The organism is Variovorax sp. GW821-FHT09D05, from assembly GCF_059416325.1.
Genome location: NZ_JBWKOZ010000006.1, coordinates 56,014 through 78,293 on the forward strand (window position 1 = coordinate 56,014; position 22,280 = coordinate 78,293).

At 67.0% G+C, this 22,280-nt stretch carries 24 protein-coding genes; 8 read left to right on the top strand and 16 right to left on the bottom strand.

The window, feature by feature from the left end:
* Positions 1–25: 25 nt before the first annotated feature.
* Genes AC07O3_RS17190 through AC07O3_RS17215 form a run of 6 tightly spaced genes read right to left on the bottom strand, consistent with a single transcriptional unit; the run spans position 26 to position 4,972 of the window.
* Complete coding sequence (locus AC07O3_RS17190; RefSeq protein ID WP_495339904.1) at positions 26–1,183, bottom strand: MFS transporter; 1,158 nt, start codon at positions 1,181–1,183, stop codon at positions 26–28.
* 38 nt (positions 1,184–1,221) lie between these two features.
* Positions 1,222–2,334 (bottom strand): chorismate synthase, encoded by a 1,113-nt coding sequence (aroC, locus tag AC07O3_RS17195; protein ID WP_307616726.1) that lies wholly within the window; start codon positions 2,332–2,334, stop codon positions 1,222–1,224.
* Positions 2,335–2,366: 32 nt separating this feature from the next.
* Complete coding sequence (locus AC07O3_RS17200) at positions 2,367–2,552, bottom strand: hypothetical protein (RefSeq protein ID WP_093050601.1); 186 nt, start codon at positions 2,550–2,552, stop codon at positions 2,367–2,369.
* A 47-nt stretch (positions 2,553–2,599) separates the two neighbouring features.
* The gene (locus tag AC07O3_RS17205) at positions 2,600–4,171 is read right to left on the bottom strand and encodes an MFS transporter (protein WP_495340065.1); all 1,572 of its coding nucleotides are present in this window, start codon (positions 4,169–4,171) and stop codon (positions 2,600–2,602) included.
* Positions 4,164–4,625 carry an SRPBCC family protein gene (locus AC07O3_RS17210; protein ID WP_097198836.1) on the bottom strand — a complete coding sequence of 154 codons (462 nt, stop codon included), beginning with the start codon at positions 4,623–4,625 and terminating at the stop codon, positions 4,164–4,166. Before AC07O3_RS17210 ends, AC07O3_RS17205 begins: the two co-directional genes overlap by 8 nt.
* Entirely contained in the window at positions 4,514–4,972 is a 459-nt protein-coding gene (locus tag AC07O3_RS17215; RefSeq protein WP_495339905.1) for an ArsR/SmtB family transcription factor, read from the bottom strand. The genes AC07O3_RS17210 and AC07O3_RS17215 overlap by 112 nt, the downstream gene beginning before the upstream one ends.
* Positions 4,973–5,077: 105 nt before the next feature.
* On the opposite strand from AC07O3_RS17215, the gene pip reads away from it, so the two are divergent.
* The 4 genes from pip to AC07O3_RS17235 all read left to right on the top strand — a co-directional run bounded on the left by pip (position 5,078) and on the right by AC07O3_RS17235 (position 9,732).
* Complete coding sequence (pip, locus tag AC07O3_RS17220) at positions 5,078–6,031, top strand: prolyl aminopeptidase (RefSeq protein WP_495339906.1); 954 nt, start codon at positions 5,078–5,080, stop codon at positions 6,029–6,031.
* An 80-nt stretch (positions 6,032–6,111) separates the two neighbouring features.
* On the top strand, positions 6,112–6,534 hold the full coding sequence (locus AC07O3_RS17225) for a cupin domain-containing protein (protein WP_093081559.1): 423 nt from the start codon (positions 6,112–6,114) through the stop codon (positions 6,532–6,534).
* Positions 6,535–6,712: 178 nt separating this feature from the next.
* Positions 6,713–9,019 (top strand): TonB-dependent receptor, encoded by a 2,307-nt coding sequence (locus AC07O3_RS17230; protein WP_495339907.1) that lies wholly within the window; start codon positions 6,713–6,715, stop codon positions 9,017–9,019.
* Positions 9,020–9,045: 26 nt separating this feature from the next.
* Positions 9,046–9,732, top strand: a complete 687-nt coding sequence (locus AC07O3_RS17235; protein ID WP_093050628.1) for a Fe2+-dependent dioxygenase — start codon at positions 9,046–9,048, stop codon at positions 9,730–9,732.
* A 217-nt stretch (positions 9,733–9,949) separates the two neighbouring features.
* On the opposite strand, the gene AC07O3_RS17240 is transcribed toward AC07O3_RS17235, so the two are convergent.
* The 8 genes from AC07O3_RS17240 to AC07O3_RS17275 all read right to left on the bottom strand — a co-directional run bounded on the left by AC07O3_RS17240 (position 9,950) and on the right by AC07O3_RS17275 (position 16,487).
* Positions 9,950–10,966: a zinc-dependent alcohol dehydrogenase family protein gene (locus tag AC07O3_RS17240; protein ID WP_495339908.1), complete on the bottom strand. Its 1,017-nt coding sequence runs from the start codon at positions 10,964–10,966 to the stop codon at positions 9,950–9,952.
* Complete coding sequence (locus tag AC07O3_RS17245; RefSeq protein WP_093050634.1) at positions 10,966–11,544, bottom strand: amino acid synthesis family protein; 579 nt, start codon at positions 11,542–11,544, stop codon at positions 10,966–10,968. The genes AC07O3_RS17240 and AC07O3_RS17245 overlap by 1 nt, the downstream gene beginning before the upstream one ends.
* A gap of 10 nt (positions 11,545–11,554) precedes the next feature.
* The gene (locus tag AC07O3_RS17250) at positions 11,555–12,526 is read right to left on the bottom strand and encodes a tripartite tricarboxylate transporter substrate binding protein (RefSeq protein WP_495339909.1); all 972 of its coding nucleotides are present in this window, start codon (positions 12,524–12,526) and stop codon (positions 11,555–11,557) included.
* A 67-nt stretch (positions 12,527–12,593) separates the two neighbouring features.
* Positions 12,594–13,457 (bottom strand): fumarylacetoacetate hydrolase family protein, encoded by an 864-nt coding sequence (locus AC07O3_RS17255; protein ID WP_495339910.1) that lies wholly within the window; start codon positions 13,455–13,457, stop codon positions 12,594–12,596.
* A gap of 43 nt (positions 13,458–13,500) precedes the next feature.
* Entirely contained in the window at positions 13,501–14,058 is a 558-nt protein-coding gene (locus AC07O3_RS17260) for a VOC family protein (RefSeq protein ID WP_495339911.1), read from the bottom strand.
* A 32-nt stretch (positions 14,059–14,090) separates the two neighbouring features.
* On the bottom strand, positions 14,091–14,810 hold the full coding sequence (locus AC07O3_RS17265; protein ID WP_093179530.1) for an FCD domain-containing protein: 720 nt from the start codon (positions 14,808–14,810) through the stop codon (positions 14,091–14,093).
* A 6-nt stretch (positions 14,811–14,816) separates the two neighbouring features.
* Positions 14,817–15,368: a cupin domain-containing protein gene (locus tag AC07O3_RS17270; RefSeq protein ID WP_093081572.1), complete on the bottom strand. Its 552-nt coding sequence runs from the start codon at positions 15,366–15,368 to the stop codon at positions 14,817–14,819.
* A 9-nt stretch (positions 15,369–15,377) separates the two neighbouring features.
* Positions 15,378–16,487 (bottom strand): alcohol dehydrogenase catalytic domain-containing protein, encoded by a 1,110-nt coding sequence (locus tag AC07O3_RS17275; RefSeq protein WP_495339912.1) that lies wholly within the window; start codon positions 16,485–16,487, stop codon positions 15,378–15,380.
* Positions 16,488–16,636: 149 nt separating this feature from the next.
* Between AC07O3_RS17275 and AC07O3_RS17280 the strand changes: the two genes are divergently transcribed.
* Positions 16,637–18,265 (top strand): bifunctional 3-(3-hydroxy-phenyl)propionate/3-hydroxycinnamic acid hydroxylase, encoded by a 1,629-nt coding sequence (locus AC07O3_RS17280; protein ID WP_495339913.1) that lies wholly within the window; start codon positions 16,637–16,639, stop codon positions 18,263–18,265.
* Positions 18,262–18,672 carry a nuclear transport factor 2 family protein gene (locus AC07O3_RS17285; protein WP_495339914.1) on the top strand — a complete coding sequence of 137 codons (411 nt, stop codon included), beginning with the start codon at positions 18,262–18,264 and terminating at the stop codon, positions 18,670–18,672. The genes AC07O3_RS17280 and AC07O3_RS17285 overlap by 4 nt, the downstream gene beginning before the upstream one ends.
* A 130-nt stretch (positions 18,673–18,802) precedes the next feature.
* Here AC07O3_RS17285 and map read toward each other — a convergent pair whose 3' ends face one another.
* Complete coding sequence (map, locus tag AC07O3_RS17290) at positions 18,803–19,594, bottom strand: type I methionyl aminopeptidase (protein WP_093050658.1); 792 nt, start codon at positions 19,592–19,594, stop codon at positions 18,803–18,805.
* Positions 19,594–19,848, bottom strand: a complete 255-nt coding sequence (locus tag AC07O3_RS17295) for a ParD-like family protein (protein ID WP_093080223.1) — start codon at positions 19,846–19,848, stop codon at positions 19,594–19,596. The genes map and AC07O3_RS17295 overlap by 1 nt, the downstream gene beginning before the upstream one ends.
* Positions 19,849–20,036: 188 nt before the next feature.
* Here AC07O3_RS17295 and AC07O3_RS17300 point away from each other — a divergent pair, with 188 nt between their 5' ends.
* Together AC07O3_RS17300 and AC07O3_RS17305 are read left to right on the top strand one after the other, a co-directional pair.
* The gene (locus AC07O3_RS17300) at positions 20,037–20,969 is read left to right on the top strand and encodes a DUF2167 domain-containing protein (protein WP_093050667.1); all 933 of its coding nucleotides are present in this window, start codon (positions 20,037–20,039) and stop codon (positions 20,967–20,969) included.
* 179 nt (positions 20,970–21,148) lie between these two features.
* Positions 21,149–22,279, top strand: a complete 1,131-nt coding sequence (locus AC07O3_RS17305; RefSeq protein WP_495339915.1) for an ABC transporter substrate-binding protein — start codon at positions 21,149–21,151, stop codon at positions 22,277–22,279.
* Position 22,280: the final 1 nt, after the last annotated feature.

Genomic DNA, 22,280 nt, shown 5'->3' on the forward strand with positions numbered 1-22,280 from the left:
TGACACATTGTTTCCCCGTCAGGCCCTACCTCTTACTGGCCGCGCGCTCCATCCGATCCAGCCTCACCACACGCCACGCACACAAGCTGCCGAGCACAGCCAGCAGCGCCGCCGCCGTGAACATCGTGCGATAGCCAAAGGCCTGCGCGACCGCACCGCCAAGCAACACGCCCAGCACGCCGCCAAAGCCATAGCCGATCACCGTGAACAGCGCCTGCCCCCGCCCGCGCAGATGGCCGGGGAAGCGGCGCGACACCACTGCGATGCAGGTCGTGTGGTGCGCCGCGAAGCTCAGCGCATGCAACCACTGCGCCACGATGAGCGCCGCAATCCAGCCGCCCAACCCTGCGGTCAGCCCCAGCCGGGCGACGGCCGCGATGCCGCACACCAGCATCCAGCGCGGCATCGGCATCAGGCCGATGAGCCGGCCCTGCAAGAAGAACCACACGATTTCCGCCACCACCGACAGCGCCCACAGCAGGCCGATGGTGCTCTTGCCGTAGCCGATCGAATCGAGGTACAGCGAGAAGAAGGCGTACACCGAGAAGTGCGACATCACCTGGAAGAACAGCGCCGCGAAGAACCACCGCACCGCCGGATTGCGAAGCACCGGCCCGATGGGCTCCTTCACTGCGTCGTGCGCCGCGGGCGGCTCGCGCACGTCGGGCAGCTTCATGGTCGCGATCAGCACGATGGCCAGCGTGCCCCCGGCCCAGGCCGGAAAGTGCTTCATGCCGAAGCGCTCGAACCACTCGCCCGCCACGAACACCGTGAGCAGAAAACCGGCCGATCCGCACAGCCGGATGCGCCCATAGCGCCCCCAGTCGCCGGCCACCAGTTGCGCCATCGCGGCCTCGGTGAGCGACATCATCGAGCTGGTGTGGGTGAACATCACGAGCAGCACCAACGCGAGCCACCACGCGCCGCCGTGCCACCACAGCCCGAAGGAGCTGAGCAGCGCCACCGCCGCGCTGAAGCGCAGCAGCTTGACGCGCTGCCCCGTGTGGTCGCTGAGCGCGCCCCAGGCATAGGGCGCGAACACCCGCGTGACCGACTGCACCGAAGCCAGCAGGCTGATGGTGAAGATCGGCAGCCCCAAATCCTTGAGCCACAGGGGAAGGTACGGATTGAAGAACCCGATGTGCGCGAAATAGCTGGCCGACAGACCAGCGAATGCCAGCATGTGGCCGCGTGCTGCGGCCACTGGTGGCGGGGCGGACACTACAGGAAGGACGCCTGCGGCGACGCGGCCTCGGTCTTGCCGGCTTGCGCCTGCACGTCGCCGCACTGCGCGCGGTTGCGCAGCACGTGCTCCATGACCACCAGCGCCAGCATGGCTTCGGCGATGGGCGTCGCGCGGATGCCGACGCACGGGTCGTGGCGGCCCTTGGTGACGACTTCGACGGGGTTGTTGTTGATGTCGATGGACTGGCGCGGGCTGATGATCGAGCTGGTGGGCTTGATCGCGATGCTCACCTCGAGGTCTTGCCCCGAGCTGATGCCGCCGAGGATGCCGCCGGCGTTGTTGGTGACGAAGCCGGTGGGCGTGATCGAGTCGCCGTGCGTGGTGCCGCGCTGGGTGACGCTGTCCCAGCCGGCGCCGATCTCGACCGCCTTCACCGCGTTGATGCCCATCATCGCGTAGGCGATCTCGGCGTCGAGCTTGTCGAACAGCGGCTCGCCGAGGCCGATCGGCACGTTGGTGGCAGTCACGCGGATGCGCGCGCCGCACGAATCGCCGGCCTTGCGCAGGCGGTCCATGTAGTTTTCCAGCGCGCTCACGTCGGCGATGGGGGCGAAGAAGGGGTTGTTGGGCACGTGCTCCCAGCTCTCGAACGGAATGGCGATTTCGCCGATCTGCGTCATGCAGCCGCGAAACACCATGCCGTGCTTCTCGGCCAGCCACTTCTTGGCGACCGCGCCGGCCGCGACCATGGGTGCGGTCAGCCGTGCCGAGGAGCGCCCGCCGCCGCGCGGGTCGCGAATGCCGTATTTCTTCCAGTAGGTGAAGTCGGCGTGGCCGGGGCGGAACTGCTGGGCGATCTGCCCGTAGTCCTTGCTGCGCTGGTCGGTGTTCTGGATCAGCAGTGCGATGGGGGTGCCGGTGGTCTTGCCTTCGTACACGCCCGACAGGATCTGCACCGCGTCGGGTTCGTTGCGCTGGGTGACGTGGCGGCTGGTGCCTGGGCGCCGGCGGTCGAGGTCGCCCTGGATGTCGGCCTCGCTGAGTTCCATGCCCGGGGGGCAGCCGTCGATGACGCAACCGATGGCCGGGCCATGCGACTCGCCGAAATTGGTGACCGCGAAGAGTGTTCCGAAGGTGTTGCCGCTCATGGCGGGGATTATCCCTACAAAGCGGCCGCCCCTCAGTCGGTCGTGTTTTCCAGGCGCTTGGTCAGCGCGCCCACCTGCAGCTCGATGGAGAACAGCCGTTCGTTCAGCACCGCAGTCTGGAGCCGGATCGCCTCGATGATGGCCTTGGTCTGCGGGTCGGGGGCGTTTTCGCAGAGTTCGGCCAGGTCATGCAGCTTCTTGCGCAGTTCGTTGCTCATGGAAGGCTCCGGTGATCGCGTCGTGGAAGCCCCAGTATGGGGTTTCGTCAACGCTCCGGCAATGCGGCGGCACCCGGGGTTTCGAGTGCTACCGCCGCCCCACGCAGCCGCACGGCCACCAACCCGCCCACGAACAGCAATACCGCCGCGCAGATGCCGGCCGTGAGGCGCAGGCCATGCAGCAAGGCCTCGCGGCCCGCGTCGAGCAGTTCGGCGCCCGCGCTCCCGCCAAGCTGCCCGGCCAGCACGACCGCGCCACCCAGCGTGCTGCGGGCGGCTTCCACCTCGGCCGGGCCCGCAAGGCCCATCGGCACGGCATCGGCCATGGTGTTGCGGTAGATGGCCGCGCCGATGCTGCCGAGGATCGCGATGCCCAGCGCGCCGCCGAATTCCGAGCTGGTTTCGGAGATCGCCGAGGCCACGCCCGCGCGCTCCGGCGGTGCGCTGCCCACCACCAGGTCGGTCGCCAGCGTGAACACCGGCGCCAACCCGAGCGAGGAGATGACCGCGCTGCTCACCATCCAGGCCAGCCCGTCCTGCGCGGGCAGCACGGCCAGCATGCCGAAACCCAGCGCCGCCACCGCCAGCCCGCCGCCCATCACGAAGGCCGGTCGCATGCGCCGCGCCAGTGCCGGCACGACCATCGAGCCGACGATGAAGGCGCCCGCGCCCGGCATGCTCCACAGGCCCGCATGCAACGGCGACAAGCCGAGCACCAACTGCAGGTACTGGGCGTTGTACAGAAAGATGCCGAACATCACGAAGCAGGCCAGCATGTAGGAGCCGAGCGAAACGCTGAAGGCCGGCAGGCTGAACAGGCGCAGGTCGATCATCGGGTCGGCCAGCCGCTTCTGCCGGCGCACGAACAGCGCTCCGAGCACCAGCCCGAGCACGATCGACAGCACCGGCATCGCATGCATGCCGTGCTCCGCGATCTGCTTGACACCGTAGATCACCGGCAGCACCGCGCCCAGCGACAGCGCCACGCTGGCCAGGTCGAGCCGGGCCGCGTCGGGGTCGCGGTACTCGGGCAGCAGCAAGGGCCCGAGCACCAGCAGCAGCACCATCACCGGCACGCCGATCAGAAACACCGAGCCCCACGGAAAGAACTGCAGCAGCACGCCGCCCAGCACCGGGCCAATGACGGCGCCCGCCGAGTAGCTCGAGATCCACACGCCGATGGCCACGGTGCGCTGCCCTGGGTCGAGAAACATGTTGCGGATCAGCGAGAGCGTGGATGGCGCCAGCGTCGCGCCCGCCACGCCGAGCAGCGCCCGGGTGGCGATGAGCATGTTGGCACTGGTCGAGAACGCCGCGAGCACCGAGGCGACGCCGAACGCCGCCGCGCCGATCAGCAGCAGCCGCCGCCGGCCAATGCGGTCGCCCAGCGTGCCCATGGTGACCAACAGGCCGGCCACGAAGAAGCCGTAGATGTCGACGATCCACAGCAACTGCGAGGCCGTGGGCTTGAGGTCTTCGCTGATCGACGGGATCGCGAGGTTCAGCACCGTGAGGTCCATCGAATAGAGCATGCATGGCAGCGCGATGACCGCCAGGCCGATCCATTCGCGCATCGTGGCGCGGGCCGGGGCTGGTGTGTTCTTCATTCTTTCAGGCAGCGAGGCTTAGCCAGCCCTCCAGCTTGACGAGCGCTCCGCTCCAGCCGTGGTTGTGGGCATCGCGCGCGGCTTCGTCGAAGAACTGCTCGTGCAGCAGCACCAGCTCGCAGCCCTCGGCATCGGGCTCGATGCGCACGGTAACGCGCGACTCGCGCTCGGGCGTGCTGCGCCAGGCCCAGCTGAAGACCAGTTTTCGGTTCGGAACCACTTCGAGATACGTGCCGCTCACGTCGTGCGTTTCGCCGTCGTTGGCCAGCATGGCCACGCGGAAGCGGCCGCCCACGCGCAGGTCGACCTCGGCGATGGGTACCGAAACGATCTCCTCGGGCCCGAACCAGAGCTTCAGCGCTTGCGGGTCGGTCCACGCGCGCCAGACTTTGTCGGGCGAGACGCGGTAGTGCCGCCTGAGGGTGAGCGAGGGGCGCTCTGCGTCGCCGGTGGAAGGGTTCGCCATTCGGTCTCCTCCTGGTGATAGAGAAAGCGCGCCAGTGCATCGAGGCGCCCGGTCCAGAACTTCTCGTAGCGGGACAACCACACGGCGGCCTCCTGCATGGGCCGGGGCGACAGCTCGCAACGCACGATGCGGCCCTCTTTCGTGCGAGAGATCAGGCCCGCGTCTTCGAGCACGCGCAGGTGCTTCATGAAGCCGGTAAGGGACATGTCGTGCGGCCCGGCCAGCTCGGTCACGCTGAGGCTGCGCTCGCCCAGGGCTTCGAGCACGGCGCGCCGCGTGGAATCGGAGAGCGCGGCGAAGACTGCGTCGAGGGCGTCGGCGTCTGGATGCGCGGCTGAGTGAACCATGCGGTTGAGTATCTGGAAGGCTTGCAGGCCCGTCAAGCGGCGCTTCCCAAAAGCCCCTTCGTGCGACCATTCATCCTGAATCATCGACAGGCAAAGGCCCCTCCAATGACCGAACTGCGCCAACCATATCCCCCGATCGAACCGTACGAAAGCGGCATGCTCGACGTGGGCGACGGCCACCAGATCTACTACGAGCGCGCGGGCACGCCCGGCGCCAAGCCCGCAGTGTTCCTGCATGGCGGCCCTGGCGGCGGCATCTCGCCCGAACACCGGCGGCTGTTCGACCCGGCACGCTACGACCTGATGCTGTTCGACCAGCGCGGCTGCGGCCGCTCGCTGCCGCACGCAGGCCTGGAGGCCAACACCACATGGCATCTGGTCGCCGACATCGAGCGCCTGCGCGAGCGCGCCGGTGTCGACAAGTGGCTGGTATTCGGCGGCTCGTGGGGTTCGACGCTCGCCCTCGCCTACGCCCAGAAGCATCCCGAACGCGTAAGCGAACTGGTGCTGCGCGGCATCTATACCGTGACCCGGGCGGAGCTCCGGTGGTACTACCAGTTCGGCGTGTCGGAGATGTTCCCCGACAAGTGGGAGAAGTTCCAGGCTCCCATTCCCGAGGCCGAGCGCGGCGACATGATCGCGGCCTACCGCAAGCGGCTCACCGGCGACGACCCGGTGGCACGCATCGAGGCGGCGCGCGCCTGGAGCGTGTGGGAGGCCGAGACCATCACCCTGCTGCCGAGCCCGGCGATTGCCGAGGCGCATGCCGACGATCATTTCGCGCTGGCCTTCGCACGGCTGGAAAACCACTACTTCGTGCACGACGCGTGGCTCGAAGAAGACCAGTTGCTGCGCGACGCGCACCGGCTGCACGGCATTCCCGGGGTGATCGTGCACGGCCGCTACGACATGCCCTGCCCCGCGCGCTACGCATGGGCGCTGCACAAGGCCTGGCCCGAGGCGGAGTTCCATCTGATCGAGGGCGCGGGGCATGCCTACTCGGAGCCCGGCATCCTCGACCGGCTGCTGCGCGCGACCGACGGTTTTGCCAGCCGCTGAATCGCGCGCAGCCGCTACGGCCCGGGAACGCTTTATGCGTGCTGCACCGCACCACACAACCACCTGCGAAGGAGCGCCCCATGCTGGACCGTACCGCCACCCAGTTCTCCCACGTGAAGCCCGGCGACACAGAGTTCGTATCGGGTGGTTTGCGTGACTTTTTTCTCTATCGCGACCTGGGCATCGCCGAGGCCACCAACGGCAAGGTGATCGCGCATCTGGTCAAGGCCAACATGGCACCGGAAACGGGCACCGGCTGGCACCGCCACGAGGCGGACTTCCAGATCGTGATCATGGTCAAGGGCTGGGCCCGCTTCATGTACGAGGACAAGGAAACGCTGGTCGAGGCCGGCGACGTGGTGCACCAGCGGCCGGGCATCCGGCACTTCCTGTTCGACTATTCGCCCGACATGGAGTACCTGGAAATCGTCTCGCCGGCGGACTTCAAGAGCATCGACGTGGAGCCGGTGTGCGAGATTCCGGCGCCTACGCCCTGGAAGTAGGTCAGCGCAGGCGGCAGGCCTACTGAAGAAACCTGCCTTCCACCTGACCTCACACGTAAAGACAGGAGGCTGTCTCCTCAGCCAAACACCCGGCGAGGAATGCTTCAAACAAGAGTCATTCGCAGCCAGAATGCCGGCCGATGCTGCTTTCGTTTGCATCGTCCCCAAGGCACTCACGATGACCCGCTCCACCCGCCCGATGCGTCGCCGCACGCCCATCGCACTCGCCCTGATCGGCCTGTGCGCTTCGTCCCTCCCCACCGCATTCGCCCAGCAAGCCGCGCAGCCCGCGGCTTCCTCGCCCTCCGCTGCGCCCGCGCCTGCGCCCGCCCCCGGCACCTCCGTCCCCGCCACGCTGCGCGAAGTGCAGGTTCAGGGCGCACAGGACAAGACCGGCTTCGGCGCCAACCCGTCTTCGCTGAACCGCCTGCCGGCCGACCTGCGCGACGCGCCGCAATCCGTCACCGTCATCAACCAGGCCGTGATGCAGTCCCAGGGCGCGACCTCGCTCGCAAGCGCGCTGCGCAACGTGCCGGGCCTGACCATCGGCGGTGCCGAGGGCGGGCAGATCGGCACCAACATCAACCTCAACGGCTTCTCGGCGCGCACCGACATCTACCTGGACGGCGCGCGTGACCGCGCCCAGTACTACCGCGACACCTTCGCGCTCGAATCGGTCGAGGTGCTGATGGGCCCGTCGTCGATGCTGTTCGGCCGCGGCTCCACCGGCGGCGTGATCAACCAGGTCACGAAGAAGCCGTCGCTCACGCCAGCGGGCGAGGTCTCGGTGTCGGCGAGCACCACGGGGCTCGTGCGCTCGACCATCGACATCAACCGCCCGCTGTCCGACACGTCGGCCTTCCGCATCGCGGCCATGGGCCAGCAGGGCGACGCCAGCACGCGCGAGCAGACCAAGCTGAAAGACTTCGGCCTCGACGCCTCGCTGAAGTTCGGCATCAACACGCCGACGCAGGTCACGCTCTCTGCGCTGGTGCAGCACAACCGCGACCAGCCCGACTACGGCGTGCCGCCGCTCAACGGCCACCCCGTGAAGGTCGACCGCGACACGGCCTACGGCTTCAGCGACGACCGCACGATCTCCGACATCCAGGCCTTCAGCGCGGTGGTGCAGCACAAGCTCACGCCCGACACCTCGATCCGCAACCAGACGCAGTACAACGACGTGACCACCGATGCGCGCGAGACCGCGCCGCAGAGCATCGGCACGCTGTCGGCCAAGGGCGTGTTCACGCCCTTCTCCACCGGCACCACGGCCGTGCCGGCCGCCGCGTTCTCGTCGCTGCCGCTGAGCAGCCTGTGGGTGCGCCAGCAAAGCCATGACCGCACGATCCACGACAAGTCGCTGTTCAACCTCACCGAGCTCAACACCAAGTTCACCACCGGCTCGATCAAGCACACGCTGCTCGCCGGCCTGGAGCTGGGCCACGACACCTACGACAACCAGGCCTACTACCGCAACGGCACCTGCGCGGGCGTGGCGCTGAACCCGGCTGGCGGCACCAGTGGCTATGCCACCTGCTCGCCGCTGCTCGCGCCGTACCAGGGCAACACGCCGAGCACCGCGCCCTCGCTGCCCGGCAACCTGGCCACCGCCAGCGCGACGACCGTCGCGGGCTACGTGAACGACACCATCGAGCTGAGCCCGCAGTGGAAGCTGGTGGCCGGCGTGCGGCAAGATCACTACCGCGCGAGCATCTACAACAGCATTCCGACCGCGACCACGCTCGCCTCCGAAAGCCAGACCGTCGACTTCACCAGCGTGCGCGCCGGCGCCATCTGGCAGCCGACGCCCGAGCAGTCGTACTACGTGTCGTACAGCACCTCGTTCAACCCCTCGCTCGAACAGCTGGTGGCCACCACGGGCAGCACGCAGCCGCTGCCGCCGCAGAAGAACAAGGCCTATGAAGTCGGCGGCAAGTGGGACCTGAACGACGGCAACCTCTCGCTGACCGCCGCCGCGTTCCAGATCACGCAGACCAATGCGCGCTCGCAGAACAGCGACGGCACCTACAGCGCGACCGGCACGATACGCGTGAACGGCGCACGTGCCGGCGTCGCGGGCCGCGTGACCGACAAGCTGCAGCTGTTCGGCGCCTACACGCACCTGGACGCGACCATCATCGACGGCATCGCGCCCGGCACGCTCGGCAAGGTGCCCGCCAACACGCCGAAGGACGCAGCCAGCCTCTGGGCCACCTACGCGATCACGCCCGAGTGGGAGATCGGCGGCGGCACCACCTACAGCGCCAGGCGCTTCGCCAACAACACCGACCTCGTACAGGTCGGCGGCTATGCGCGGCTGGACGCGATGGTGGCTTACCATCAGCCCAAGTACGACATCCGGCTGAACCTGTTCAACCTGGCCAACCGCCATTACTACGACGCGCTGATCCCATCGGACGGCGGCCGTGCGGTGCCGGGCTCGGGCCGCGCCGCCACGCTGTCGCTCACCTACCGGCTCTGAGTTTCCCCAGGAGCATTCGACACAACATGCTGGTCTGCATTCCCGGCGTCCTCGACCGCGAAGCGCTCGCGGCAGTTCGCGCGCGCCTCGATGCGGCCGGCGACGCCTGGGTCGACGGCCGCGTCACCGCGGGCCACCAGGGCGCGCCGGTCAAGTTCAACCAGCAGATCGACGAAGGCTCGGCGGTGGCGCACGAATGCCAGGCCATCGTGGCGAGCGCGCTCGAACGCCATCCGACCTTCATCAGCGCGGCGCTGCCCAACCTGCTGTACCCGCCGATGTTCAACCGCTACAGCGAAGGCATGCGCTTCGGCCTGCACGTGGACGGCGGCGTGCGCATCGACCCGCGCACCGGCCGCAAGCTGCGCACCGACCTGTCGGCCACGCTCTTCCTGTCGGATGCCGACAGCTACGACGGCGGCGAGCTTCAGATGGAAGACACGCACGGCATGCAGACCGTGAAGCTCGCGGCCGGCGACATGGTGCTCTACCCCGCCACCAGCCTGCACCAGGTGACGCCCATCACGCGCGGCGTGCGGCTCGCGTGCTTCTTCTGGGTGCAGAGCCTCGTGCGCGACGCAGGCGACCGCGCATTGCTGTTCGACATGGACAACGCGATCCAGCGCCTCAACCAGAGCGGCGCCGACGAATCGGCGCGCCGCACGCTGGTGGGCACGTATCACAACCTGCTTCGCAAATGGAGCGATACCTGAGTTCCTTGAACCCTCCCGGCTAATCGCGCCGATCTCGACGCCGATCGGCTGTTGTCGGGCCTGCTGGATCTGACGCAGATCGAGGCGGGCCGCACACCGCACAGGGGCGCCGAAACTCGCTGCGCCACACACACCGCGACGGCGTGCTCATGCGCGCCTTCCAGCGATTGATGAACCTCGGTCGTGCTCTTCCATCGCAGGAACAGTCTGCCCAGAATCAGCGCCCCCGTATTGCCGCAGGGAGCAACACGCTCTTGCCCAGCATGCCTCCGCTGTCGAGCAACTCGTGCACGCGGCGCGCGTCTTCAAGCGCAAAAAGCGCAGCCTTCGGCGCACGCACGCGGCCCGCGGCCATGAGGGCAATGGCCGACTCCATCAGCCCGCGCCGTTGAGCGGCATCGGCGTCGATGGAGTGAATCGAAAAAGTGCGTACCGCCAGGCTCTTGCCCAGCAACTTGCGAAGCTCCTCGAACACATCACCCGCCGGCGGGCCGGTGACGATGTTGTAGGAAACCGCCATTCCGAACGGCGCCAGGGCGCGCAGGCAGGCGATGAAGTGCGCGCCTCCGAGATGGTCGAAGGCCAGGTCGACGCCGCGCCCGCCGGTAAGCTGCATGACCTTCTCGGTCAGTCCCTGAGGATCGCTCTCGACGACTTCGTGCGCGCCATTGGCCAGTGCGAAATCCTTCTTCTGCGGTGTCGAGGCCGTCCCGATCACATGCAGGCCGCGATCGCGCGCCACCTGCACCAGTGCCGTGGCCACGCCACCCGCCGCGCCGGGAATCAGGATGGAGGTCGCAGGCGAGTTGCCATTGCTCGACAGCATGGCCAGTGCGAGCTGGAAGTTTCCAAGACTGACAGCATCCTCGAAGCGGATCGCATCGGGCAGAACGAACGGCGCGGCCTCGGGCACGCAGATGGCTTCGGCGTAGCAGCCGCCGCGCTGCTTCAGTTCCCGCGCGCTCACGAACACGCGCTGGCCGACCCGTAGGGCCGTGACACCGGATCCGACCGCATCGACCACGCCGGCCATCTCGTTGCCGGGAATCGCCGGCATGGGCGGCATCCACTTGTAGGTGCCGTTGCGGATCAGCACGTCGGGGCCGCCGGCGCCGATGGCCATCGCCTTGACGCGCACTTCGCCCGCCTGCGGCTGCGGCAGAGGAAGCTCCACCAGTTGCAGAACCTCCGGGCCGCCGGGGGCCTCGAGCTGGATCGCCTTCATGGTGTACATCACCGCTGCCCGTCGTGCACGGCCACCTGCTCCTTGGTGAGCCCGCCCAGGCGTGCATGCACCCGCCCTCCCGTGCCCATCACCAGCGCGAACAGGATCTCGTTCGGGCGCGGTGCGTCCTGGATGCCCACCTCCATCGAGTTGTAGTGGCTGCGCACGTACGCGGCATGGATGTAGTGCAGCGGCACCATGAGCCGGTAGCCGGTGGCGGCCACCGCCTTGGCCGAGGGGACGATCGCCTTCGGCTCGCCCAGGATGCTGCGCATGGCCCATCCCCCGGCCTCGTGCCAGACCGCGCCGTGCTCCAGCTCTCCGTTTACGCCGACGATCGCGGCCTTGCTGTAGACCTCGATCTTGTCCTGCCCGAGCACCTCGACCAACTCAGTGGCAAGCAACGTGCCGAGCGAGCGCAACTCGGCCATGAAGGGCATCAGGTCCGGCTCGTACCGTCCCGCGTAGGGGTTGTGGATGACCGCGCAGGCAGCCGCCAGCCTGAGCGGCGTCGCGGCCGGCGGACCGCCCTCGTGGTAGATCGTTTCGATGGAAAGACTGCGCTTGCGGATCTCGATCAGTGACATGGAATTGACCTCATTGCTTGGGAATGTGTGCGTCGTTCACGACGGCAGTCCACCGCTTCAGCTCGGCGGCCACCATCGTGGTCATTTCTTCCGGTGTGCTGCCGCGCGCTTCGCCGCCCATCTCTTCCAGCCGCGCACGCACGCCCAGCGCCTGCAGGGCCTTGAGCGTCTCGGCCTGCAGGCGATCGACGATCGGGCGCGGAGTACCGGCTGGCGCCATGAAGCCGGCCCAGGAGCGCACGTCGTAGCCGGGCACGCCTTGCTCGGCCACGGTCGGCAGCTCTGGCATCTGGTTCCATCGCTGCGCGCCGGTGGTGGCCAGCGCCCGGAGCTTGCCGGCCTTGATGTTGGCCATGACGGCCGTGGGCGGCGCGATGATCATCGGCACCTCGCCGCCGAGCAGCGCCGTGACCGCGGCCGCATCTCCGCGATAGGGGATGTGCAGCATCTCGGCCTTGGCGGTCTTTACCAGCAGCTCGCCGGCAAGGTGATGCGTGGAGCCGATGCCCGCCGATCCGTACGACACGCTGCGCGCGTCTGCACGTGCCGCAGCCAGCACCTCGGAGAGTCCGCGGTATGGGGAGTCGGCCCGCACCACCAGCAGGAACGGGAAGTAGGTGATCGTCGAGACCATCTGGAAGTCCGACACCGTCTGGTAGCCGAGCTTGTTGTAGAGGGCGCCGGCCACGGCATGGCCGCCCGTGGCCAGCAGCAGTGTGTACCCGTCGGGCTTGGCACGCGCCACCGTTGCCGCGGCGATGGTGCCCCCTGCCCCGGCCTGTGCCTCGATCACGAAGGGCTGCGCCAGCCCCTTGGTCATCTCCGCGCCGACCACGCGCGCAATGGTGTCGGCGTTGCCGCCGGCCGCAAAGCCCTGGTAGACCTTGATCGGCTTGTCCGGATAGCCCTGGGCCATGCCGTCAAGGGGTGCCGCGCAGGCCATGGCAAGGCCTGCGGCGACGAGCAATCGTCTGCGCCGCATGAATTTGTCTCCGATGGTTCTTGTAGGAAGGCTGCGGCTTATCGTGCCGAGGCCCGGGCGAAGGGCTTCAGTCCTGCTGCACGATCGGGTTGCGCAGCACACCGATGCCTTCGATCTCGACCTCGCACACGTCACCCGGCTTCATGAAGCGCGGCGGCTTCTTGCTCCAGCCCACGCCTGCCGGCGTGCCGGTGGCGATCACGTCGCCGGGTGTGAGCGTGAAGATCGTCGAGGCATAGCTGATGAGCTTCGGAATGCTGAAGATCATGTGGCCCGTGTGGCTGCTCTGCACGACTTCGCCGTTGAGCCGGGTCTCGAGCTTGAGCTCGCGGCCGGGCGCGATCTCGTCGGCCGTCACCATCCAGGGACCGAAGCCGCCGGTCGACTCGAAGTTCTTGCCCGAGGCGATCTGCTTGGCATGGAACTGCCACTCGCGAATGCTGCCGTCGTTGTAGCAAGAGTAGCCCGCCACATGGGCGAAGGCGTCGGCCTCCGTAATGTTGCGCCCGCCCTTGCCGATGATGACGGCGAGCTCGCCTTCCCAGTCCAGCGATTCCGACACATGGGGCCGCACGATCGGCTGGTTGTGCGCGCACTGCGAACGCCACACGCGCAGGAAGATCGGCGGCTGCTCCGACAGCTCGCGATGCATGCCGGCGGCCAGCACCTCCTGGTGATGGTCCATGTAGTTGCGCACGGCGCACACGATCTTCTCGGAGCGCGGGATCACCGGCAGGAAGGTGATGTCGGCGAGCTTGGCCGCCACCGGCAGGCCCTCGACGTGCTGCGCCGCCTGCAGGTACTCGCCCGAGGCGATGTAGTCGACCAGGCCTGCATGCTGGGGCCGCGCCTTTCCGAGGTCGACGACGCCGTCGCCGACGACGGCGCCCCAGGTTTCGCGGCCTTGATGGACAAATGACAAAAGCTTCATGGGAACTCCGGTTGAAAGGGGTGTGCGGAAAAGACGGAATGCGTCAGGCGGCAGGCGCAGCGGGCGAACACGACTCGAACTGCGCCTGCCATTGCGCAAGCGGCATGAAGGTGGGGTCCTTGCGGCACGCCTCCTCGGTCTCGCGCATGAGCGTCTCGTCGTCCTTCGAAAGATCGAGCGGATCGCCGTGCGGCTGCGCCACGTAGAACGGCGTGTCGACGTAGATCTCCACCGTGTTGCCCTCCGGGTCGAGCATGTAGACCGAGAGCGCATTGCCGTGATTGAGGCCACGGATGCTGGTGGCGCCTCGGGCCTCGGCGCGTGCGGAAATATCGCGCAGGTACTGGATGCTCGGCACCACGAAGGAGATCTGCATCACGGTGCTGAACTTCGCCTCGGCCGGCCGGCCCGAGGCCAGCACCAGCTGGTGATGCTGATCGGGGCTGGCGCTGGTGAACACCAGCTGGTTCCTGAAGGTGCGGCCTTCGCCGCGATCGGTGATCGTGAGGTCGAAGGTCTCGGTGTAGAAGGCCACCATCCGGTCCAGGTCCGTGACGAAGATTCCGAAATGCGAAGGCGTGGGTCGGGCGACCTTGAGCATGCTTGCTGTCTCCTGTTGAAGGGGCCGTGCCCCTACGATTGCGCGGCCTGCGCTGCCTTGAGCGCGGCCAGCACGTTGCGTTGCGTGCTCAGGATGTGCTCTTCGAGCAGGACGCAGGCCGTATCGGCGTCGCGGCGCAAGGTGGCGTCCATGATCTTCTTGTGCTCGTTCGACTTGCGGCGCGCGGTCTTCCGGTGGCGGGCGGAAAAACGCCGGTAGCGCTCCGCCTGGTCGAACAGGCTCGCACCCCATACGCGCTGGCGCACGGATGGGCACGCGGCCACCAGCGCAAGATGAAAGGCACGGTGCAGCTGCGACCAGTCGTTGTCGAGAATGACGGGTCCGTCGCTCAGGCGGGACTCGACCTTCTCCAGGCGGTGGTACGCAGCAAGGATGTCTGCCTCCCAGGCGTCGTCGCCATGGGCAATGGCTTCCCGCAGCGCAGGCACGTCGAGCATGACGCGCATGCGCGTGATGTCGGCCAGATCGTCTTCGGAGATCGGCGCCACGCGGAAGCCGCGGCGCTCGTCGGCGCGAATCAGTCCTTCCTGCGCCAGCCGGCTGAGCGCCTCGCGCAGCGGGCTGCTCGAATAGCCGTAGGCGGACTGGAGTTCGTCGAGCTTGAGCTTGGCGCCGGCTTCGAACGTGCCGGCCAGAACGTCTTGCCGCAAGCGGGTGAAGGCCTGTTCGACCAGCGGCGGCTCGTAGGCGGGGGAGGTTTCTTGTTTGTGCATGGAATTAATTTTATGCATGGTCTTTCATCCCCGGCCTCCCGCCCGCTTCGCGCCCACGAGCACGAACAGCATGGTCGCGGGCTTGTCGCCGAGGTTGCGCCATGCATGCCGGTTGCCGTGCTGCACGGCAACCTCGTGCCGGCGCAGCAGCACCTGCGCGCCGTCGTCCAGCTCGAGCGTGATCTCGCCTTCGAGCACGATGTCGTAGTCGATGCTGTCGGTGGTGTGCATGCCGGGGTGGTCGGGCTCGAAGGTCTCGGCCAGGCCGGGAACCAGGCGGCCGAACTCAGCGCCGAAGGCGGCACCGTCGAAGTCGGCGCGCATCATCACCGCGTCGGGCGGGAACGTGACCATCATGAGCCGGGTGCCGCCGCTCTCAGGCACGAAGCCCGCCTCGCCCGTGCGGTCGCCCACGGCACCGGTGCCCACGCTGTCTGAAGCATCGGTGGCCCACAGCAGCGCCGCGGCAAAGCCGGGCACGGTCGTGAACAGGGCGCTGCGCGGCGCCGCGCCATCCGAAAGAAACTTCGCCTTGCCATCGGCACCCGTGCCCGCCACTACCCGTCTGATCTTCATGGCGCGCTTTCAGGGATTGATGACGAAGTTGCTGAAGCCGCCGTTGCGGCTCGCAATGCCCGAGATCGCTTCGTTGATGCGATCCAGCGGATAGCACACGTGCTCGAACACCGAGAGATCGAGCGTGCCGGCCTGCGCCATGTCGGCCATGTCCTGCCCTTCACCGGCAGTGAACCAGGCCGAGCCCTCGATGCTCTGCTGCTCGTCCATCATGGTGTGCAGGTCCATGCCCACCATGCCTGCGATGGCGCCGATGTTGTAGGCCCGGCCACCGCGCTTGAGGGCGCGCACGCCCTGCTGGAAAGTGCCGTGCGGCGCGCCGGGGCCCAGCGCGTCGATGAAGGTGTCCACGCCCAGTCCGTCCGTGCGCGCCTTGGCCCACGCATCGATCGCCTCGCCGTCGGCGCTGGAAAAGACCTCGATGCGATCGGGTGCCAGCGCCTTCACGCGCTCCAGCAGTTCCCGGTTGCGCCCGGTACCCAGAATGCGCGTGGCGCCCATGGCCAGGCCGAAGAGCGCGCCGCCGATGCCGAGCGTGCCGCTGATGCCGTTGATCAGCACGCTCCTGCCGGGGCCGACCTGCGCCTTGCGCATCGCGGAGTACATGGTGCCGAGGTAGCCGAAGCGTGCCGCCTGGTTGAAGCTCACGTTGTCCGGCAGCTTCACCAGCGCGTACTGCGGGGCGATCATGTATTCGCACAGGCCGCCGAACGGATAGTTCTTGTAGAGCTTGAGCGAGTTCTGCGAAAAGCCGAAGTAGCCGCTGAACGCGTAGTGCGTGCAGTTGATGAGGTCGCCGTTGCGGCAGGCGCGACAGCCGCCGCAGTAGAGGCTCGGGTTCACGTAGACGCGATCGCCCGGCTTCCACGTGTGCACGTGGGAGCCGACCGCCGTTACCTCGCCGGCCGGGTCGAGCCCGAAGACCGCGGGCAGCGGCGGCAGCGGCAGCTCCGGAAACCAGGTCGTCCAGTTGGCCAGGATGTTGCCGAGGTTGGGCACGATGCCGCATGCGCGCACCCGCACCTGCACATCGTTGGCGGCGGGCTGGGGAATCGGAAGTTGCTCGACCTCCATCGGGGCGCCGACCTGGTGCAGTCGGGCAGCTTTCATCGTCGTCATGGTGTCTCCTGGCTGATTGATGTCTAGATGCACAAATCGTGTTTTGTGCATTCTTTTCGACCACGCGGCATAACGTCATCAGTGATAACCCTTTGTGCGTGAAATCATGTTTTATGCACAATCCTTGATTCATGCATTCAAACAAAGCCATGCTCCACCAGAATCCGCAACCCGTCGACGTGGCGATCATCGGCTTCGGCCCCGTCGGCGCAACGCTCGCCGCGCTGCTCGGCCAACGCGGCTTGCGCGTCGCGGTCTTCGACAAGTCGCAGCAGATCTACCCGCTGCCGCGCGCCTTCGCGCTCGACCACGAAGCACTGCGCGTGTTCCAGGAAATCGGCATCGCCGGCACGCTGGCGCCGCACATGACGCCCTACCGCCCGACGGTCTACCAGGGCAGCGACGGCGAACCCATCCAGCACTTCGACATGGGGCCGTCGCCCTACCCGCTCGCGTGGGCGCCGTCGTACACCTTCAACCAGCCGGCGCTGGAAGCCTCGCTGCGCCAGGCGGTCGGCAAGCTCCCCGGCGTGTCGATCCATCTCGGGCACGAGGTGCTGCAGCTGAGCCAGTCGCAAACCCACGCGCAGCTCGGCGTTCGCAGGCCCGACGGCACGCAGGCGCAACTGAGCGCGCGCTATGTCGTGGGCTGCGACGGCGGCACCAGCCCCACGCGCAAGCAGATGGGCCTCGCGCTCAAGAGCCTCGACTTCGACGAGCCCTGGATCGTGGTCGACATGCATGTCGACGAAGACAAGCTCGACCGGCTGCCCGCCACCAACGTCCAGTACTGCCACCCGTCACGGCCTTGCACCTACGTCGTGGGTCCGGGCACCCACCGGCGCTGGGAGTTCCTGCTGCTTGCCGACGAGGCCGAGCAGCGCGAGATGCCGCACGAGGCAATCTGGCAGCTGCTCGCCCCCTGGCTCACGCCCGCTGACGCACGCATCTGGCGCGCGGCGGCCTACCGCTTTCATGCGGTGGTGCTCGAGCGATGGCGCAACGGCCGTGTGCTGCTGGCGGGCGACAGCGCGCACCAGATGCCTCCCTTCCTGGCCCAGGGCATGTGCCAGGGCTTGCGCGATGCCGTCAATCTCGCCTGGAAGCTTCAATGGGTGCTCGAGGAGCGCGCCCCCGAAAGCCTGCTGGACAGCTATGGCGACGAGCGTGGACCCCAGGTGGAGGACGTGACGGCGACCGTCAAGCGGCTGGGCCAGATCATCTGCGAACGCGACCCGGTGCGCGCCGCCGAACGCGACCTCCGCCTGCGCGCACAGCAAGGCGGACAGGTGCGGATGCAGCTGCGCCAGAGCCTGCTGCCCGGTGTGCACCACGGACTGATCGAACGCGACGAGTTGCCCGCGGGCACGCCCTTTCCTCAGGCCATGGGATGCATCGAGCCCGGCGTTGCGCCGCAAATGATGGACGACCTGCTGCAGCCCGGCTTTCTGCTGGTGCTGCGCCGTGCGCCCGATCCGGCGGAGCTTCGGGAGTTGAAGACATCGGCGGCGAGCCTCGGCGCGCAGCTGCTGTGCATCGATGCCGCGACGACGGCGCCCGGCGTGGTGAAGCTGGCCGAAGCCGACGGAATTCTGGCCGCATGGTTCGAACGCCATGGATGCGAGGCCGCACTGGTGAGGCCGGATCACCTGGTCTATGGCGTGGCATGCAGCGTCGAGGACGCCGGGGTCCTTATGCAACGAGCTTCCCGGGACATCGGCATCCAGCCTCCAATTCGAGCGAATCCGAAAACTCCCACTGCCCGGAGCGCAACATGAGCGAAGCCACCTCTTCCCCGTCCCGCGACACTGAACACCTGTTGCTCGATCTCGAAGCACAGCGATGCAACGCCATGAAGCGCGCAGACTTCGCGCGCCTGCGCGAGATTCTTCATCCAGACCTTGTTCACGTTCACGCCAAGGGCCAGACCGACAGCTACGAGAGCTACTTCCGCTCGGGCGGCACACATGTCGACTACAGGCAGATCGACCGCTCGGAACTGAAGGTCCAGGTACTGGGCAGCACAGCCCTCATGACGGGTCGGCAGTTGCTTGTGGCCGTGCGCAAGGACGGCAGCGGCACCGTGCGCATCGACTCGCGCGTGATGCAGGTCTGGGCCCAGGAGGGTGATCGCTGGCGGCAGTTGGCGTTTCAGACGACGCCGCTGGAGATGAGCATCTCGTGATTGACGAGGGCCCGATCAACCGGCATCAATACTTCGAGAGGCGTGCGCCGAGAGAGTAGCTGGGCTGTTTCCACTTCGGCCGCTGGCTGACGAGAACCGGGTCTTCAAGATCTGCGCAGCAGGCTCAGCATCAAACCGGCGCGTAGGCGCCTGTGCCTCCAGGCCAGGGCGTAAGCACCTCATAGCCTTCGGAAGTTACAGCCACCATGTGTTCCCACTGGGCGGACAGAGACCGGTCCTTTGTCACGACTGTCCATCCGTCGGGCAACTGTCTGGTTTCGCGCTTGCCCGCGTTGAGCATCGGTTCGATGGTGAAAACCATCCCCGGCTCCAGCCTGAGCCCTCCCCCGCGCTGCCCATAGTGCAGCACCTGCGGCTCATCGTGGTAGATCTGGCCGATGCCGTGCCCGCAGTATTCGCGCACCACGCTGAATTGCTCCCGGTGGGCAACCGACTGGATGGCATGTCCAACATCGCCCAGAGTCGCTCCGGGCTTGACCTGCCGGATTCCGGCCAGCATTGCTTCGTACGTCGTCTCCACAAGGCGCCGAGCCAACACACTGGGAGCTCCGACGAAGTACATGCGACTTGTGTCGCCAAACCAGCCGTCCTTGATGACGGCGACATCGATGTTGACGATGTCGCCCTTCTTCAGAATCTTGTCGGCCGAGGGGATGCCGTGGCAAACCACCTGGTTGACGGAAGTGAGAACGGTCTTCGGATACCCCTGATACCCCACGTTCGCTGGAATGGCGCCCTGGACATTCACGATGTGGTCGTGGCAGATCCGGTCGAGCGTCTCCGTGCTCACCCCCGGCACGACGTAGGGCTCGATCATGGCTAGAACCTCTGCGGCGAGCCTGCCGGCACGCCGCGACATTTCGAGCTCCTCGGCGGACTTGATGGGAACACCGTGAGCCATCAGTGTTTTCCGCTCGAGGACGCGCGGGGCTTGCCGGGTTGAGTCGTGACAGCCGCGGCGATGTCCAGCCCCCCCGCGAGTTCAGCCTGTATCAACAGTTGGCAGACTTCCCGGTAGTCCAGCTCCGGGTGCATCTCGGTCAGCATGCCGACCCGCATCCAGTGCTCTGCCTGTGCATTGATGGACCTGCTGAGAGCGTTCCCCGCCACTCGCAGGTTCTCGTGCATCAAGTCCGAAATTTTTACGATGCCCATCGGCGACCCCTATATGAAACGTATATGAATTATATACGTCTCGTATGGCCCTGCTTGTATGGCCATGCACTTGATCGAGCACAGCACCACCCAGCGCCGGCATCTCGAGCAGACGTATGAATGGAGCGATACCTGAACTCTTAAACTCTCCCGGCTCGCCAAACAGACAACAACCGAGGAGAGAGAACTTGCGTATTCAAACCGCCCGCCTGACGGCCGGCGTGCTGCTCGCGTGCGCCGCTTTCGTGGCGCACAACACCGCTCACGCCGCATCGCCAACCACCCCGTCCACCACTGCCCCCGCTTCGACCGCCAGTTCACTGGAAGCCGAACAGGACGCCGCATTCAAGGCCGCCAAGGCCGTGCAGAAAGCCGGCCCCGCCGACATCGTGCTGCGCGACCAGGCCCACCTGCAGCTGCCTGCCGGCTACGTGTGGGTGCCGACGCCCGCGGCCGCGCAGTTGATGCGCAGCATGGGCAACCGCACCGACGACACCTTTGTCGGCGTAGTCTTCCCCGCCGACGACGCCGACTGGATGGCCGTCGTGAAGTTCGTCAAGGAGGGCTACATCAAGGACGACGACGCGAAGGACTGGAACGCCGACGACCTGCTCAAGAGCCTGAAGGAGGGCACCGAGGCCGCCAACGAGGAGCGCGCCAAGCGCGGCATTCCCGCCATCGAGGTCACGGGCTGGGCGCAGAAGCCGCAGTACGAGGCTGCGTCGCACCGCCTCGTGTGGTCGGCCCTGTCCCAGCGCAAGGGCAGCACCGACGGCAACCAGGGCGTCAACTACAACACCTACGCGCTGGGCCGCGAGGGCTACCTGAGCCTGAACCTCATCACCAACGCGAAGGACCTCGACAAGTACAAGCCCGACGCGAGCAAGCTGCTCGGCGCGATCCAGTACGACGACGGCAAGAAGTACGCAGACTTCAACTCCTCGACCGACAAGGTCGCCGCCTATGGCCTGGCCGCACTGGTGGCAGGCGTGGCAGTGAAGAAGCTGGGCCTCTTCGCCATCGCCCTGGCCTTCCTGGCCAAATTCGCCAAGCTGGCCGTGGTGGCGGGCGGCGCGGCGCTCTGGGGCATCGCGAAGCTGTTCAAGCGCAACAGCAACTAGCAAGCAGCAGCCCCGTGCGGACGAGCCTCCGCACGAGGCGCTGCACGCCGCACCGGAACAGCACGCGAACCGGGCGATTCAATGTGCGAAAAATCAGAACAATGCTGACGGAATATTGATCCACAGCGATTGGTTCCCAGGGCTAATCTCGCAACGATCCGACCAACACAGGATCGTTCATGTCCCCCCACCTGAAACTCGCCTTCGCCCGCCCTGCCCGCTTTGCCGCACGGGCCGCGGCCGCGCTCGCCGCCCTGGTCCTCCTGCTGTCTGCCACCGTGGCGCAGGCCCAGAACAAGCCGCTGAAGCCCGTGACCATCGCGCTGGGCACGCAGGTCGTCAACGTCACCTACCCCTGGCTGACGCTGCCCATCGCGCTGGGCTACTGGAAGGACGAGGGCTACGACGTGAAGATCGTCACCACCGGAGGCTCGCTGCAGGGCATCCAGCAGATGGTGGCCGGCGGCGTCGATTTCGCGCAGATCAACTCCACCGGGCTGATCCAGGCCAACACCGAGAACAACGTCGCCGTGCGCGGGCTCATGGGCACGGGCGTGATCGACTGGGGCGTGGGCGTGCCGCAGGACAGCCCCGTGAAGACGGTGGCGGACCTCAAGGGCAAGAAAATCGGCATCTTCAGCCTGGGCACGGGTGGCATGCCGCTGCTCAAGGGCTACCTGCGCGCCAACGGCGTCAACCCCGACACCGACGTGCAGATCATTGCCACCGGTGCCGGCGCGCCGGCGCTGGAGGCGATGCGCGCTGGCCGCGTGCAGGCGCTGATGTTCTGGGGCTCCGCGCTCACCGGCTTCCAGAACGCGGGCGCGAACATGCGCATATTGTTCGATCCGACGTGGCGCTCGCTGCCCGACTTCACCTTCGCCACGATGCAGAAGACCATCGACGCCGACCCGGCCATGGTCGAGGCCATCGCGCGCGGCGCGGCCAAGGCGACGCTGTTCGCACAGACCGATCCCGAGTGCGCCCGCCAGATCCACTGGAAGCACTTTCCCGGCGCCAAGCCCACGGGTGCTGACGAGGCCACGCTCGCCAAGTGGGACCTTGCGCTCCTACGGACGCAGCTCGAGACGATGGCCGACGCACAGACCATGAACGGTGGCAAGCTGATCGGCTCGATGAGCCCGGCCGCCTACGGCCGAATGCAGGACGCGATGCTCAAGGACGGCCTGATCAAGCGCACGCTGCCGCCCGAGTCGATGCTCTACCTGAAACCCGGCTTCGTCGAGGCCATCAACCGCTTCGACCGCAACGCCGTCATCGAGGCCGCCAAGGCCTGCAAGGGGCTGTGAC

Coding starts and splice junctions, on each gene's coding strand:
- AC07O3_RS17190 (WP_495339904.1), bottom strand. CDS start 1,183: ATGCTGGCATTCGCTGGTCTGTCGGCCAGCTATTTCGCGCACATCGGG.
- aroC (WP_307616726.1), bottom strand. CDS start 2,334: ATGAGCGGCAACACCTTCGGAACACTCTTCGCGGTCACCAATTTCGGC.
- AC07O3_RS17200 (WP_093050601.1), bottom strand. CDS start 2,552: ATGAGCAACGAACTGCGCAAGAAGCTGCATGACCTGGCCGAACTCTGC.
- AC07O3_RS17210 (WP_097198836.1), bottom strand. CDS start 4,625: ATGGCGAACCCTTCCACCGGCGACGCAGAGCGCCCCTCGCTCACCCTC.
- AC07O3_RS17215 (WP_495339905.1), bottom strand. CDS start 4,972: ATGGTTCACTCAGCCGCGCATCCAGACGCCGACGCCCTCGACGCAGTC.
- pip (WP_495339906.1), top strand. CDS start 5,078: ATGACCGAACTGCGCCAACCATATCCCCCGATCGAACCGTACGAAAGC.
- AC07O3_RS17225 (WP_093081559.1), top strand. CDS start 6,112: ATGCTGGACCGTACCGCCACCCAGTTCTCCCACGTGAAGCCCGGCGAC.
- AC07O3_RS17230 (WP_495339907.1), top strand. CDS start 6,713: ATGACCCGCTCCACCCGCCCGATGCGTCGCCGCACGCCCATCGCACTC.
- AC07O3_RS17235 (WP_093050628.1), top strand. CDS start 9,046: ATGCTGGTCTGCATTCCCGGCGTCCTCGACCGCGAAGCGCTCGCGGCA.
- AC07O3_RS17240 (WP_495339908.1), bottom strand. CDS start 10,966: ATGTACACCATGAAGGCGATCCAGCTCGAGGCCCCCGGCGGCCCGGAG.
- AC07O3_RS17245 (WP_093050634.1), bottom strand. CDS start 11,544: ATGTCACTGATCGAGATCCGCAAGCGCAGTCTTTCCATCGAAACGATC.
- AC07O3_RS17250 (WP_495339909.1), bottom strand. CDS start 12,526: ATGCGGCGCAGACGATTGCTCGTCGCCGCAGGCCTTGCCATGGCCTGC.
- AC07O3_RS17255 (WP_495339910.1), bottom strand. CDS start 13,457: ATGAAGCTTTTGTCATTTGTCCATCAAGGCCGCGAAACCTGGGGCGCC.
- AC07O3_RS17260 (WP_495339911.1), bottom strand. CDS start 14,058: ATGCTCAAGGTCGCCCGACCCACGCCTTCGCATTTCGGAATCTTCGTC.
- AC07O3_RS17265 (WP_093179530.1), bottom strand. CDS start 14,810: ATGCATAAAATTAATTCCATGCACAAACAAGAAACCTCCCCCGCCTAC.
- AC07O3_RS17270 (WP_093081572.1), bottom strand. CDS start 15,368: ATGAAGATCAGACGGGTAGTGGCGGGCACGGGTGCCGATGGCAAGGCG.
- AC07O3_RS17275 (WP_495339912.1), bottom strand. CDS start 16,487: ATGACGACGATGAAAGCTGCCCGACTGCACCAGGTCGGCGCCCCGATG.
- AC07O3_RS17280 (WP_495339913.1), top strand. CDS start 16,637: ATGCTCCACCAGAATCCGCAACCCGTCGACGTGGCGATCATCGGCTTC.
- AC07O3_RS17285 (WP_495339914.1), top strand. CDS start 18,262: ATGAGCGAAGCCACCTCTTCCCCGTCCCGCGACACTGAACACCTGTTG.
- map (WP_093050658.1), bottom strand. CDS start 19,594: ATGGCTCACGGTGTTCCCATCAAGTCCGCCGAGGAGCTCGAAATGTCG.
- AC07O3_RS17295 (WP_093080223.1), bottom strand. CDS start 19,848: ATGGGCATCGTAAAAATTTCGGACTTGATGCACGAGAACCTGCGAGTG.
- AC07O3_RS17305 (WP_495339915.1), top strand. CDS start 21,149: ATGTCCCCCCACCTGAAACTCGCCTTCGCCCGCCCTGCCCGCTTTGCC.